This is a genomic window from Streptomyces camponoticapitis, assembly GCF_014646115.1.
In the GTDB taxonomy this organism is placed as follows: Bacteria; Actinomycetota; Actinomycetes; order Streptomycetales; family Streptomycetaceae; genus Streptomyces; species Streptomyces camponoticapitis.
The window spans coordinates 161,803-175,880 of the sequence record NZ_BMMV01000013.1; the positions used below are offsets into that span (position 1 = coordinate 161,803).

General features: G+C 69.4%; 12 protein-coding genes. 6 read left to right on the forward strand and 6 right to left on the reverse strand.

All coding sequences use genetic code 11. The annotated features are described in order from the left end of the window. Positions 1–263: 263 nt before the first annotated feature. Both IEY79_RS20890 and IEY79_RS20895 read right to left on the reverse strand, forming a co-directional pair. Positions 264–935 (reverse strand): potassium channel family protein, encoded by a 672-nt coding sequence (locus tag IEY79_RS20890; protein WP_023538137.1) that lies wholly within the window; start codon positions 933–935, stop codon positions 264–266. Further along, positions 935–1,603: a potassium channel family protein gene (locus tag IEY79_RS20895; protein ID WP_189109072.1), complete on the reverse strand. Its 669-nt coding sequence runs from the start codon at positions 1,601–1,603 to the stop codon at positions 935–937. The genes IEY79_RS20890 and IEY79_RS20895 overlap by 1 nt, the downstream gene beginning before the upstream one ends. Positions 1,604–1,896: 293 nt before the next feature. On the opposite strand from IEY79_RS20895, the gene IEY79_RS20900 reads away from it, so the two are divergent. From IEY79_RS20900 to IEY79_RS20920, 5 genes are all read left to right on the forward strand, one after another. Further along, positions 1,897–2,238, forward strand: a complete 342-nt coding sequence (locus tag IEY79_RS20900) for an ArsR/SmtB family transcription factor (RefSeq protein WP_189109073.1) — start codon at positions 1,897–1,899, stop codon at positions 2,236–2,238. Further along, positions 2,235–2,501, forward strand: a complete 267-nt coding sequence (locus IEY79_RS20905) for a hypothetical protein (protein WP_189109074.1) — start codon at positions 2,235–2,237, stop codon at positions 2,499–2,501. Before IEY79_RS20900 ends, IEY79_RS20905 begins: the two co-directional genes overlap by 4 nt. A 173-nt stretch (positions 2,502–2,674) precedes the next feature. After that, entirely contained in the window at positions 2,675–4,792 is a 2,118-nt protein-coding gene (locus tag IEY79_RS20910) for an MMPL family transporter (RefSeq protein ID WP_189109075.1), read from the forward strand. Positions 4,793–4,911: 119 nt separating this feature from the next. After that, on the forward strand, positions 4,912–6,963 hold the full coding sequence (locus IEY79_RS20915; protein WP_189109076.1) for an APC family permease: 2,052 nt from the start codon (positions 4,912–4,914) through the stop codon (positions 6,961–6,963). A 103-nt stretch (positions 6,964–7,066) separates the two neighbouring features. Next, the gene (locus IEY79_RS20920) at positions 7,067–8,449 is read left to right on the forward strand and encodes a class I SAM-dependent RNA methyltransferase (protein ID WP_189109077.1); all 1,383 of its coding nucleotides are present in this window, start codon (positions 7,067–7,069) and stop codon (positions 8,447–8,449) included. 9 nt (positions 8,450–8,458) lie between these two features. On the opposite strand, the gene IEY79_RS20925 is transcribed toward IEY79_RS20920, so the two are convergent. The 4 genes from IEY79_RS20925 to IEY79_RS20940 all read right to left on the reverse strand — a co-directional run bounded on the left by IEY79_RS20925 (position 8,459) and on the right by IEY79_RS20940 (position 12,280). Continuing rightward, the gene (locus tag IEY79_RS20925) at positions 8,459–8,851 is read right to left on the reverse strand and encodes a GlcG/HbpS family heme-binding protein (RefSeq protein WP_189109078.1); all 393 of its coding nucleotides are present in this window, start codon (positions 8,849–8,851) and stop codon (positions 8,459–8,461) included. Between the two features lie 150 nt (positions 8,852–9,001). After that, positions 9,002–10,129 carry an HTTM domain-containing protein gene (locus tag IEY79_RS20930; RefSeq protein ID WP_189109079.1) on the reverse strand — a complete coding sequence of 376 codons (1,128 nt, stop codon included), beginning with the start codon at positions 10,127–10,129 and terminating at the stop codon, positions 9,002–9,004. Continuing rightward, the gene (locus IEY79_RS20935) at positions 10,119–10,715 is read right to left on the reverse strand and encodes a DUF5819 family protein (protein WP_308426682.1); all 597 of its coding nucleotides are present in this window, start codon (positions 10,713–10,715) and stop codon (positions 10,119–10,121) included. The genes IEY79_RS20930 and IEY79_RS20935 overlap by 11 nt, the downstream gene beginning before the upstream one ends. Positions 10,716–10,981: 266 nt before the next feature. Then, the gene (locus IEY79_RS20940; RefSeq protein ID WP_189109081.1) at positions 10,982–12,280 is read right to left on the reverse strand and encodes an ice-binding family protein; all 1,299 of its coding nucleotides are present in this window, start codon (positions 12,278–12,280) and stop codon (positions 10,982–10,984) included. Positions 12,281–13,217: 937 nt separating this feature from the next. Here IEY79_RS20940 and IEY79_RS20945 point away from each other — a divergent pair. Next, entirely contained in the window at positions 13,218–13,964 is a 747-nt protein-coding gene (locus IEY79_RS20945) for an IPT/TIG domain-containing protein (protein ID WP_189109082.1), read from the forward strand. The last annotated feature ends 114 nt before the right edge of the window (positions 13,965–14,078 follow it).

Genomic DNA, 14,078 nt, shown 5'->3' on the forward strand with positions numbered 1-14,078 from the left:
GGACGCGCAGTGGTCGTGTCCGGACACTTGGGCTGATTTGTGTCGCGTGGACGACCCGGTTCCCCCGGGTCCAACGAGCCTTGCACGCGCCGTAAATCACGCTGTCCGGGCATGACCCCGGAGCGGCACCCGGCAACCACCGCAACCCCGGCCGCGCCGCAGACGCGAACGCCCCCGGCAACGAGACAGCAACCGAGCCCCGCAACCACGCCGGAACGGCGACCCCGCGCCGGAGGCCACCCCGCAACCGCACAGCGCAAGCGTTACGCGTCCTCCCGGCGGACCGACAGCAGGTCCTCCAGTTGTTCCTCGCGTGCCTGCGCGGCCACGAACAGCAGCTCGTCCCCCGCCTCCAGCGTCTCCTCCGCGTGCGGCGTCAGCACCCGTGAGCCCCGGATGATCGTCACCAGCGACGTGTCCTCCGGCCAGGTCACGTCCCCGACCTGCGTCCCCGTCACCGCCGACTCCGGCGGCAGCGTCAGCTCCACCAGGTTCGCGTCGCCGTGGCTGAAGCGCAGCAGCCGTACGAGATCGCCGACGCTCACCGCCTCCTCCACCAGCGCCGACATCAGACGCGGTGTCGAGACCGCGACGTCGACGCCCCACGACTCGTTGAACAGCCACTCGTTCTTCGGGTTGTTGACGCGGGCGACCACCCTCGGTACGCCGTACTCCGTCTTGGCGAGCAGCGAGACGACCAGGTTGACCTTGTCGTCTCCCGTCGCCGCGATCACGACGTTGCAGCGCTGCAGCGCCGCCTCGTCGAGCGAGGTGATCTCGCACGCGTCGGCCAGCAGCCATTCCGCCATCGGCACCCGCTCGACCGAGATGGCGGTGGGCGCCTTGTCGATCAGCAGGACCTCGTGGCCGTTCTCCAGCAGTTCGCCCGCGATGGAACGACCCACCGCGCCTGCTCCGGCAATCGCGACGCGCATCAGTGACCGCCCTCCTCAGGGCCCTCGGCGAAAACCGCCTCGACCTTCTGGATGTCGTCCGTACGCATCATCACGTGGACGAGATCGCCCTCCTGGAGCACTGTCTGCGACGTGGGCAGTATGGCCTCGCCGAGCCGGGTGAGGAACGCGACGCGGACGCCCGTCTCCTCCTGGAGGGTGCTGATCTTGTGGCCGATCCAGGCGGCCGACGCGTGGACCTCGGCGAGCTGTACGCCACCGCTCGGGTCGCGCCACAGCGGCTCCGCCCCGGACGGCAGCAGCCGCCGGAGCATCTGGTCGGCGGTCCAGCGGACGGTCGCCACGGTGGGGATACCGAGCCGTTGGTAGACCTCCGCGCGCCGGGGGTCGTAGATGCGCGCGGCCACGTTCTCGATGCCGAACATCTCGCGGGCCACCCGGGCGGCGATGATGTTCGAGTTGTCGCCGCTGCTGACCGCGGCGAACGCGCCCGCGTCCTCGATGCCCGCGTCGCGCAGGGTGTCCTGGTCGAAGCCGACGCCGTTGACGCGCCGTCCGCCGAAGCCGGAGCCGAGCCGGCGGAACGCCGTGGGGTCCTGGTCGATGACGGCGACCGTGTGCCCCTGCCTCTCCAGGCTGGTGGCGAGTGCGGCTCCCACTCGGCCGCAGCCCATGATGACGATGTGCACGTCCTCTTTACCCCGCAGTCCTGTTCGCCGAGCTGACCTGCGTAAACACCTGGTTCACTCTTTCTTCTCCGTGCGCCGGGCCACGGACGGGACAACCGTACGGGGCGCCGCCCGGGGATGAGCTTATGCGTCCGCGCCCTGCCTGCCGTCACCCGTGTCGGGGAGGCGTCGGGGGACACCCTGAGACGACCCTGAGTTCCCCTCAGCACACCCTGATATGTGTCAGGTTTCTTTGACAGGTCCGAACGCCTACTGTCAGTCTTCTCTGACAGGTGCTGATGAAGGGGGCTGCGATGCAAGAGGTCCCGACCGGCGACGAGTTGCTGAAAGTGCTCGGCGCGCTCGGCAATCCGCACCGTATGCGGATCGTCGGCGCGCTCCTGGAAGGCCGTAACTACGTCAGCAGGCTCGCCCGCGAACTGGGCATCGGCCGCCCGCTGCTGCACATGCATCTGCAGCGGCTGGAGGCGGCCGGGCTCGTCGTCGGGACGCTGGAGCTGTCCGAGAGCGGCAAGTCGATGAAGTACTTCGAACTGACGCCTTTCTGTTTCGCCCTGACCCCGCAGTCCGTCGCAACGGCGGCTCTGACGCTTCCCGAAGAAGAGAGAACGACCGTGAAGGAGTCCGCGAAATGAACGATTCGGGCTGGACGGATCTGGCCGGGGCCATCGGCGCCGGCGGTGTGTTCCTGTTCCTCATCGTGGTCGTCTGGCAGGTCGCGGCGACCTGGCGCGCCCGGATGCTCGCGGCGCGCGAGGAGCAGTACAAGCAACTCGCGGTGAAATACGCGCAGTTGCTGGAGGACAACGTCGAGCTGCACCGCCGCACGCTCGACGAACTCACGCAGGCCCGCGGCTCCATCGCGTCGATGGAGAAGATGATGCGCGAGATCGAGTAGCCGCCCCGCGGGGCGCCGACTGAAGCCGTACGGCCGGGAGTTCCAGCTCCCGGCCGTACTCATGGAGATCCATCGCTCAGGGCACCACCCCCGTGCGCCGCGGCAGGTCGGCAAACCATCACGCCGCGGTGCGGGAGGAGTGTGCCCTCCACTCCATACCGAGGAGATTACTCATGACCACCTTGCCGAAGCGGCTCGCCGGCGCACCCGGCGGCAGCCGCGGGAAGTGGTTCGTCCTGGTCGCCTGGCTGATCCTCACCGTCGCGCTCGGCCCGCTCGCCGGGAAGCTCGGCGAGGTCGAGGAGACCGGGGCGAACGCCTTCCTGCCCCGTGGCGCGGAATCCGCCGAGGTCAACACCGAGCTGGAGAAGTTCCGCACCGACGCGCTGATGCCGGCCGTCGTCGTCTACACCGGCGAGGGAGCCCCGGCGAAGGCCGAGGCGGACCGGGCGCGCTTCGCGCCGTACGTCGCCGAGGGCGAGCAACTGCCGCCCGCCGCACGGTCCGACGACGGCGAGGCCCTGATGGCCGTCGTACCCCTGTCGCGCGAGGACGAGATCACCGACACGGTCGACAAGCTCCGCGACATCGCCGACGCCAACGCGCCACCGGGCGTCGAGGCCGAGGTCGGCGGCCCCGCCGCCTCGCTGACCGACTCCGTCGCCGTGTTCGGCACCCTCGACTCGACCCTGATGATCGCGACCGGTCTCGTCGTGGCCGTCCTGCTGCTGATCATCTACCGCAGCCCGCTGCTGTGGCTTTTCCCGCTGCTGTCCGTCGGCTTCGCCGCCGTCATCACGCAGGTCGGTACCTATCTGCTCGCCAAGTACGGCCATCTGCCCGTCGATCCGCAGAGCGCGGGCATCCTGATGGTGCTCGTCTTCGGCGTCGGTACGGACTACGCGCTGCTGCTCATCGCCCGCTACCGCGAAGAGCTGCACCGTCAGGAGGACCGGCACGAGGCCATGAGGACCGCGCTGCGGCGCTCCGGCCCGGCGATCCTCGCCTCGGCCGGCACCGTCGCCGTCGGACTGGCCTGTCTGGCGTTCGCCGACATCAACTCCTCGCGCTCCATGGGCCTTGTCGGCGCCGTCGGCGTGGTCTGTGCCTTTCTCGCGATGATCACAATCCTGCCCGCGCTGCTGGTGATCGCCGGGCGCTGGGTCTTCTGGCCGTTCGTCCCGCGCTTCGGCACCCCCGCCCGCAAGGAGTCCACCGTCTGGTCCCGGGCCGGCGCCCTGGTGGCCCGGCGCCCGCGCTGGTCCTGGCTGATGTCGGCCGGCGTCACCGGCGTACTCGCCCTCAGCGCCTTCGGCATCGACATGGGGCTGCGGCAGTCGGAGATGTTCCAGGAGAAGCCCGAGTCGGTCGTGGCGCAGGAGCTGATCTCCGCGCACTATCCGTCGGGCGCGTCGGACCCGGCGAAGATCGTCACCCGCGCCGACCGGGCCGCCGACGTCGAGTCGGCCGTACGGGACGTGAAGGGCGTCGCGCGCGTGGAGGACGGCGACCGTACGCCCGACGGGCGGCTCGCCACGCTCTCGGTGGTCCTCACCGACGTCCCCGACAGCGCCGCGGCCAAGGACACCGTCGACCGGCTCCGGGACGCGGTACGGACCGTCGACGGGGCCGACGCACTGGTCGGCGGCGCCACCGCGCAGACCCTGGACACCCAGCGGGCCGCCGACCGCGATCTGCGGACCGTCATCCCGGTGGTGCTGGTGGTGGTGCTGGTCGTCCTGATCCTGCTGCTGCGCGCCCTGGTGGCCCCGCTGCTGCTGCTCGCGACGGTCGTCCTGTCGTACTTCGCCGCGCTCGGCGCCTCGAACCTGCTGTTCGAGAGCGTCTTCGGGTTCGCCGGCGTCGACTGGTCGATCCCCCTGATGGGGTTCGTCTTCCTGGTCGCCCTCGGGATCGACTACAACATCTTCCTGATGCACCGGGTCCGCGAGGAGGCGCTGCGGATCGGCCGCACACGCGGTGTCCTGGAGGGCCTGACCAGCACCGGCGGTGTCATCACGTCGGCGGGCGTCGTGCTGGCGGCGACCTTCGCCGTCTTCGCGGTGCTGCCGCTGGTGACGATGGCGCAGATGGGCGTGATCGTCGGCATCGGCGTCCTGCTGGACACCTTCCTGGTCCGTACGGTGCTGGTGCCCGCGCTCGCGCTGGATCTGGGGCGCCGGTTCTGGTGGCCGGGGCGGCTCTCCGCGGGCGGCGACGGGCCGGCGGGGCGGACCCCGGAAGTGCCTGCGGAAGGTCCCGCGGAAGGGCGCGCTCCGGAGCGTGTCTGACGTCTGAACGGAGTCCCGGCGTCGCCGACGGTGACACAGGAGGGGCGCCGGGGCCCCTGCCCTGCCCAGGCGGGGTGGTGCTTGCTACGCCGCACGTCGGACGGCTTACGATCCTCAACGTGCCGAAACTGACCGACGTGCCCAAACGGATCCTGATCGGCAGGGCGCTGCGTAGCGACAGGCTGGGGGAAACACTCCTCCCCAAACGCATCGCGCTGCCTGTCTTCGCCTCCGACCCGCTTTCCTCGGTGGCGTACGCGCCGGGGGAAGTCCTCCTGGTGCTCTCCATCGCGGGCGCGTCGGCCTACCACTTCAGCCCGTGGATCGCGGCGGCCGTCGTGGTCCTGATGTTCACCGTCGTCGCCTCCTACCGGCAGAACGTGCACGCCTACCCGAGCGGCGGCGGCGACTACGAGGTCGCCAACACCAACCTCGGCCCCAAGGCCGGTCTGACCGTCGCGAGCGCGCTGCTCGTCGACTACGTCCTGACCGTGGCCGTCTCCATCTCCTCCGGCGTGGAGAATCTCGGCTCGGCGATCCCCTTCGTGATCGAGAACAAGATCATGTGCGCGATCGGGATAATCGTCATCCTGACGCTGATGAATCTGCGCGGCGTCAGGGAATCGGGCAAGCTCTTCGCCATCCCCACGTACATCTTCGTCACCGGCGTCTTCATCATGATCGTGTGGGGCGCCTACCGCGGGCTCGTGCTCAACGACAGCATGCGGGCGCCCACGGCCAACTTCGAGATCAAGCCCGAGGAGGGCGATCTCGCCGGTTTCGCGCTGGTCTTCCTGCTGCTGCGCGCGTTCTCCTCCGGCTGTGCGGCCCTCACCGGCGTCGAGGCCATCAGCAACGGCGTCCCCGCCTTCCGCAAGCCCAAGAGCAGGAACGCCGCGACGACCCTCGCGCTGATGGGCACCCTGGCCGTCACCATGTTCTGCGGCATCATCGGCCTGGCCATGGCCACCGATGTGAAGATGGCCGAGTTCCCGGGCCGGGACCTGCTCCGCGACGGGGTGCCGGTCGGCGACGGCTACGTCCAGAACCCGGTCATCACCCAGGTCGCCGCCGCCGTCTTCGGCTCGGACACCTTCTTCTTCGTCCTGCTCGCCGGGGCCACCGCGCTCGTGCTGTTCCTGGCCGCCAACACCGCGTACAACGGCTTCCCGCTCCTCGGCTCGATCCTCGCGCAGGACCGCTACCTGCCGCGTCAGCTCCACACCCGCGGCGACCGCCTCGCCTTCTCCAACGGCATCGTGCTGCTGGCCGGCGCCGCCATCCTGCTGGTCTGGCTGTACGGGGCCGACTCGACCAAGCTGATCCAGCTCTACATCGTCGGCGTCTTCGTCTCCTTCACCCTCAGCCAGACGGGCATGGTCCGGCACTGGAACCGCCATCTGCGCACCGAGCGCGACAAGGCCAAGCGCCGCCACATGATCCGCTCCCGCGCGATCAACACCTTCGGCGCCTTCTTCACCGGGCTCGTCCTGATCGTCGTCCTGGCCACCAAGTTCACGCACGGCGCGTGGGTCGCGCTGCTCGGCATGGTGATCTTCTACGGGACGATGACCGCGATCCGCCGGCACTACGACCATGTGGCCCGGGAGATCGCGGCGGCGGAGAGCCCCGGCGAGGACGGCGTACGCCCGTCCCGCGTACACACCATCGTGCTGGTCTCCAAACTCCACAAGCCGACGCTGCGCGCCCTCGCGTTCGCCAAGCTGACCCGGTCGGACCGGCTGGAGGCACTCAGCATCAATGTCGACCCCGCCGAGACGAAGCAGCTCAGGGACGAGTGGGAACGGCGCGGTATCAACGTGCCGCTGAAGATCCTCGACTCCCCGTACCGGGAGATCACCCGGCCGGTCATCGAGTACGTACGGGGCCTGCGCACCGAGAATCCGCGCGACGTGATCAGCATCTTCATCCCCGAGTACGTGGTCGGCCGCTGGTTCGAGCAGGTGCTGCACAACCAGAGCGCGCTACGGCTCAAGGGGCGGCTGCTCTTCACACCGGGCGTGATGGTGACCTCGGTGCCGTACCAGCTGGAGTCCTCGGAGGTCGCGAAGAAGAGGGCGAGGCGGCGCGCGGAGTGGAACGCGCCGGGCGCGGTGCGGCGGGGGCCGGTGGACACACGGACGAAGAAGGAGCCGACGGAGAAGCCCTGAGGCCTCGGTGTGGCGATGGCCGGTGCCGCCCGCACGTAGACTGGCTGGCTGCCGTCCGTCCGTCGCTTCCAGCCCCCTTTGACCTTTTGGAGCCCAGCCCCTCATGCAGACAGAACCGCAGCCTTCGGAGCAGGCTCCAGCTCCCGAGCGGGCCACAGCTCCAGCTCCGGAGCGGGCCTCGCTGGTCGGGGAGGAGTACGAGGTCGAGGTCGGCCCCGTCGCGCACGGCGGCCACTGCATCGCCCGCACCGACGAGGGCCGGGTGCTCTTCGTACGGCACACGTTGCCCGGCGAGAAGATCATCGCCCGCGTGACGGACGGCGACGAGGGCTCGCGCTATCTGCGCGCCGACGCCGTCGAGATCCTGGACGCCTCCAAGGACCGCGTCGAGGCCCCCTGCCCGTACGCGGGCCCGGGCATGTGCGGCGGGTGCGACTGGCAGCACGCCAAGCCGGGCGCGCAGCGGCGCCTCAAGGGCGAGGTCATCACCGAGCAGCTCCAGCGGCTGGCCGGGCTCACTCCCGAGGAGGCGGGCTGGGACGGCACGGTCATGCCCGCGCCGGGCGACAAGGTGCCCGCCGGCGAGGTGCCCCAGTGGCGTACGCGCGTGCAGTACGCCGTCGACGCCGACGGCCGGGCCGGACTGCGCAAGCACCGCTCGCACGAGGTGCAGCCCGTCGACCACTGCATGATCGCCTCCGCCGGCGTCAGCGAACTGGGCGTCGAGAAGCGCGAATGGCCGCAGATGGCCTCGGTCGAGGCGATCGCCGCCTCCGGCTCGGGCGACCGTCAGGTGATCCTCGCGCCCGTCAAGGGCGGCCGGCTCCCGCTGGTCGAGCTGGACAAGCCGGTGTCCGTCCTGCGCGTGGAGGAGCACGACGGGGGAGTGCACCGGGTCCACGGCCGCGCCTTCGTCCGCGAACGCGCCGACGACCGCACCTGGCGCATCGGCATGGGCGGCTTCTGGCAGGTCCACCCGAAGGCCCCCGAGGTCCTGGTGGAGGCCGTGATGCAGGGCCTGATGCCGCGCAAGGGCGAGACGGCCCTGGACCTCTACTGCGGGGTGGGGCTGTTCGCGGGGGCGATCGCCCAACGGGTCGGCGAGACGGGCGCGGTGCTGGGCATCGAATCCGGCAGGCGCGCGGCGGAGGACGCCCAGTACAACCTCCAGGACCTCCCCCGCGTCCGCATCGAGCACGGCAAGGTCGACACGGTCCTGCCCCGCACCCAGATCACCGAGACGGACCTGATCGTCCTGGACCCCCCACGCGCGGGCGCCGGCAAACAGGTCGTCAACCACCTCGCGGGCCTGGGCGCCCGCCGCATCGCCTACGTGGCCTGCGACCCGGCGGCACTCGCCCGCGACCTGGCGTATTTCCACGAGGCGGGCTACAAACCGCGCACGCTGCGCGCGTTCGACCTGTTCCCGATGACGCACCACGTGGAGTGCGTGGCGATCCTGGAGCCGGTGAAGAAGGACGGCTGACCCGCGGGTTCAGGCGAGGCAGGCCTCGGCGACCTCGGTGTCCTGGGGGACCCGGCCGCCGGAGACGCCGACCGCGCCGATGACGCGGCCGTCGCGGACGATGGGCAGGCCGCCGCCGAAGGTCACCAGGCCGCCGTTGGTGACCTCGATGTTGTACAGCTCGCCGCCGGGCTGGGAGAGCCCGCCGATGTCGGCGGTCGGCATCTTGAAGTAGACCGCGGTCCTGGCCTTGGTGATCGCGATGTCGATCGAGCCCAGCCAGGCGTCCTCCATCCGGGAGAAGTGCAGAAGGTGACCCGCGTCGTCCACCACGGCGACGTTCATGGGCACGCCCATCTCGGTGGCTTTGGCGATGCCGGCCACAGTCCGGTCCATCGCTTCCTGCAGCGTCAGTGCGGTCACTGTTCCTGGTCCTTCCCGGCGTTCGCCCCTCTGGCGGGGCGCGCGAGCTGAGAGTGCATAGGCGGATTTGTGGCGGAACCTACCGTATTCGGGCGCTGTGGACCGGGAGGCCGCGAGGCTCTGTCACGGGAGGTCGGAGACGTCCTGTCGTCAAGAAGGCGGCCTCGACGGTGACGACGACGCATGGAGGCCGCTCTTCACCGGCCCGTCGGGCCCGCCTTGCTGTGGCAGCAGGGCGGTCGTCGGGGGGCCCTCGGGTGAGGGGCTCGCGGGCTTCGACGGGCTCGTGGGGCGGAGTTCGCGGCGTGCCAGGCGCCGGCACAAGTGCCCCAGTGCGAGGTAGAAGCGGTCGGGGAGGAAGATCAGGTCCGCGACGATCATCGCGCCGGAGAAGAGCGGCAGGCCCATGAGTACCGCGATTCCGATGTGCATGCCCAACAGCATCGTGAGAACGGGGTACTTGAGCCTGCCGAACAGGACGAACGGGAACGCGACCTGGAGGAGCACCGTCGCGTATCCGGTGATCGCGAGCAGTACGGTCTGCTCGTCCGCGATCTGTGAGAGCGCGGGCCAGGGCCGGAAGAGGTCGAGATTCAGTACGTAGTGCAGGGCGGTGCCGCCGCCCCACGTACCGCCCTGCACCTTGTAGAGGCCGGCCGATCCGTAGAGGAAACAGACCTGGACGGCGATGACGATCAGTCCGCAGTTGTGCAGCACCGTGACCAACGTGGTGCGTGCCCAGCGGAGTTGACCGGTCGGCGCCGTCGTACGGCCGTCGCCCGCCGCTCCGTGCCGGGCCGCCCTGCGCGCGTCCAGGGACCAGCGCCGCCCGCAGGCGGTGAGCACGAGGTAGAAGGCCATCAGCAGGATGAGGTTGTCGCCGCCGTCCGTCATGAAGATCGACCGGGAGTGGAACGAGGCCACGAGGAGGGCGAAGAGGACGGACATGGCGCGAGTTCGCCAGCCGAGCGCGAACAGCGCGGAGACGACGACCGCCAGCGCGTAGCAGAGCTCGAAGTAGGTCCGGCTGTCCGACAGGGCGAGGATGCTGGCCCAGCCGGTCTGGTCGTAGAGCTCGGCCGCGAGCTCCGGGGTCCACGGCGAACCGGGCCCCCAGATCTCGTCGCGATGCGGGAACTCCCTCAGCAGGAAGCCCAGATAGAGCAGGCCGTAGCCGATGCGCAGCACCGCCGTGGCGTACAGCGAGAGCGGCCGTTCGGTGAGCAGGGCGTACAGACGCCTGCTCCGGTCGCGGACGGAGAGCCGTTCAGTTGCCATCGGAGGTCACCTTCCACCAGGGCAGGAGCCGGGTCTCGAGGTTTTTCGGCGGGCTCTGGGCCGTACGCGTACCGTCCGGCCTCAGGGCCGTGACGGGCACGGTGACGACCCGGAGCTGGATGAACGGGGCGGCTTTGCCGAAGTGGTCACTCGTCCGCGCCACCGCGATGTTGCGCAGGTACTTCTGCATCATCACGGCGCGCGCCGAAGGCGACTCGTCGCTCCCGCCGTGCAGTTCGAGGTACGACGTCCATGCCCGGCGCAACTCGTTCTGCGCGGTGTGGCTGGGGAAGGGGCTGTGCTCGACGGCCGCCTTGTCCACGGCCGTCAGGTCGAACCACTCGCTCACCTGGACCGTTCCGTCGGCCGCGGTGCGTGCCGTGCGCGCGGAGATCTGCCGGTTGACGGAGTCCGGGTCGGGGGCGAAGAGCCGCCAGTTCTGCTCGAAGAGCGGATAGACCCAGGCATTGATCTGCCGGCTGTAGCGCTGTGAGACGGCGTTGGAAGGCGCGATGTGCAGGAACACCAATACCGCGTGGGTCAGCACGGTCGCCAGGCAGAGGAATACGACGGTACGCAATCCCACCCGCAGTACGCGGGAGGTGGCCCGTACTCCCGGGGGGCCGGATTCCCGTACCTCCGCCGAATCCGGTCTCTGTTCCGTATCGGTTGTTCCAGCGGATTCAACCGACTCAACTGATTCCAACGAATCAATTCCGCCCGGCACCGACACCCACCCTGTCTTTTTCATATCAGCTACTCACGCCCGGAGTTCTCGCGGGATTTCCTGGGACGCCGCGCGGCGGAATCGATGAGATTCCACCGCGCGGCGAGATCCGTGGTTCGGTCTCGTCAGGCCAGGTGCTCGGGCTTGTCGCCGTAGCCGCCGTGCTCCGAGGGCCTGTCGCCCTCGTCGCCCTCGTCGTCGCCGTAGCCCGGCTGCTCATCACCGTGGTCCGGCTTTCCGTGGTCCGGCTTCCCATGATCGTGGTCGGGCCGTCCGTGGTCGGGCTTGCCGTGGCCGTGGTGCGGCTTCCCCGGCTTGCCGCCGTGGCCGCCGCCGATGTTGCCCGCCGTGTTGCCCACCGTGTTGCCGGTCGTGTTGCCCGAGATGACTCCGCCCGAGGACCCGCCGGTCGTAGCACCGGTCGTACCGCCCGAGGTGCCGCCCGTGGTGCCGCCGGTCACGACGCCGCCGAGTACGCCACCCAGCACGCCGCCGGTCGTGGCGCCGGTGGTCCCGCCGCCCAGCACACCGCCGAGTACGCCGCCGAGCACACTGCCGGTGGTTCCGGTGGTGGTGCCGGTCGTCGTTCCGGTCGTCGTTCCGGTGGTGGTGCCGGTGGTGGTACCGGTGGTGGTTCCCGTAGTGGTACCGGTGGTGGTGCCGGTCGTGGTCCCCGTGGTGGTGCTGGCGCAGCTGGGGCGGGTGATCCGGTTGGTGTCCAGGGTCACCGAGCCTTCACGGGCGAGCGCACGTCCGTCGATGCTCGCCCCGGTCGTGGCGCTGATCGAGGTCAGGGCCAGGATGTTGCCCACGAACGTCGAGTTGGTGCCCAGGGTGGCCGAACTGCCGATCTGCCAGAACACGTTGCACGCCGACGCGCCGTTGATCAGCGAGACCTGGCTGGCGGATGCGGTCGTCAGGGCGGAGCCGACCTGGAAGACCCAGACGGTGTTGGGGTTGTTCTGCGCGTCGAGGGTGAGGGTGCCGGTCAGGCCCAGGGTGGAGGGGGCGGTGTAGACGCCGCCGACCAGCGTCAGGCCGCCGGCGTCCGGCGGGAGCACCGCGTCCGTGGCCTGTCCCGCGGCGTTGTTGTACGCGGTGACGAGGTCGGTCTTGGCCTGCAGGGCCACCGCGTCCGCGGAGTGCTGGACACCGAGGACAAGGCCGGGCGGGAAGCCGGTGATGGACGTTCCGGGGCTCACGCCGATGTCGCCGGTGATGACCGAGGGGCCGGTGTTGGTGATCGACTGACCGGCCAGGACGGCGAACGATTCGGTCGTGCCGAGGGGGACGGGCGTGGCGACGGCGAGGGCCTGGGTCGGCGTCACGGCCACCATCGCGGCGGCGACGGTCGCCGTGAGCGCGGTGGTGAGCCAGCCGGAAATGGATCGTTGTCTGGCCTTGCCACGGATGTTGAGCTTCATCGAGACCATTTCTCTGGGGAGACGGGGGCCGGCCGGGCCACTGCCGATCGCCCGGAAAGCCTTCATTCTGTCGCGGGCAGATTACGCATGAAATTTTCCTCCACAGCAATACACGCAGAGGAGTCCCGATGTATTCAGTTTCAATATAGTGAGAAGAATCTGGCGGGCATTACAACGCCGTACGCCGAACGGTTCGGCCCTTTCCGGGCAGGTGGAATTAACTCTTATGCGGGATTATTAAAGACACGCACGACCGTTTTCCACACCCATGCGGGGGAGTTGCTCCGTCGCGGCTCGTGTCGGCTCGTCGGTTCCCGGTGGGGCCGGAGATCTCCGCATGGCCGGTGCTCCGGCGCTACTCCGATCGGGTGATGCCGTTACCTGGGGCTTGTGGCATATGCCGGATTCCTGCGTTACTGAACCTATTCCAACCGATGGGCAGCCCGTACCGCTCGGGTTGCGTGGTGCCGGGGTGGGCTGTTCCTCCACACGTGGGGAGGGTGCAGGTCCGCCGGGATCGCGATGGGCATCCCGGGTGGGTTGGATCGCCAGTCGGTGCCGCTTACGCGGTGCCGACTGGTCTTTTTTTATGTGCCGGCTTGGTGGAGACCGATGGCGTACGCCGGTGGTACGCAGGCGCTCGCGGTGGCCCACTCGACCAACCGCCCGCCGTCCCTGGCGTCTTGTCAGGGGTTGGTCCGTATGGGGTACTTGGAACAGCGAACCGGTGGGCCGCCCATCCCATTACCGGGGATCACGACAAAGGGCGGTGTCTGCCGGTTCTTCCTTTGTGTGCCTACGAGGGAACTCCGTAACTCCGGCGGCACGGTTCAGCCGTTCGTCCTCCCGTGGGCCCTCCTTGAAGGTCGGCCCGGCGGTTTCCCGGTCCCGCTGTGTCCTCTGAGTCTGTCCTGTCCCGTCAGCGAGGAGTCTCCCCATGCCCATCTCTCCGAACCAGGGGTCCACCGGTGGTGGCACTCCGGTGACCATCACCGGTACGAACCTGTCCGGCACCACCGCCGTAACCTTCGGCACCAAGCCGGCCACCGCCGTCACCAACGTTTCACCGACCCAGGTCACGGCCGTGTCGCCCTCGGGCGCCGGCAGTGTCGGGGTCACCGTGACGACACCGGGCGGCACAAGCAACCCGATCCCGTTCTTCTACGTCGGAGCACCGTTCAAGTCCTCCCTCGCACCGACGTCCGGCACCCTGACCGGCGGCAACACGGTCACGATCAACGGTGTCGGGCTGTCGACGGCCACCGGTGTGTCCTTCGGCGCCAACACCGCGACGCCGACGGTCATCTCCGACACCCAGATCACCGTCGTCGTGCCGGCCGGCGCCGCGGCAGGCCCTGTCGGAGTGAGCGTGACCACCGCGGGCGGGACGAACAACGGTTTCTCCTACACCTACGTGGACGCACCGACCGTGACCACCGTCGCGCCGACCTCCGGCCCGACGTCCGGCGGTACCGGTGTCACCATCACCGGCACCAACCTCGGCACCACCGAGTCGGTCACCTTCGGCGGCACCCCGGCACCGTTCTCCGTGGTGAACTCCACCACGGTCTCGGCGGTGACCCCGCCCGGCGCCGCCGGTCCGGCCGACGTCGAGGTGACCAACCCGGCCGGCTCCGACACGGCCGTCGGCGCGTTCACCTACGTCGCGGGTCCCGGTATCTGACCCCCGATCACGCTGCCGCCCGGCTCCCACCGGGCGGCAGCGTACCTGAACTACCGCTCCCCGAGCGGTAGTTCCAGCCTTTCCCCGCCGTCCGACCACGTGATCCCCGGTGGT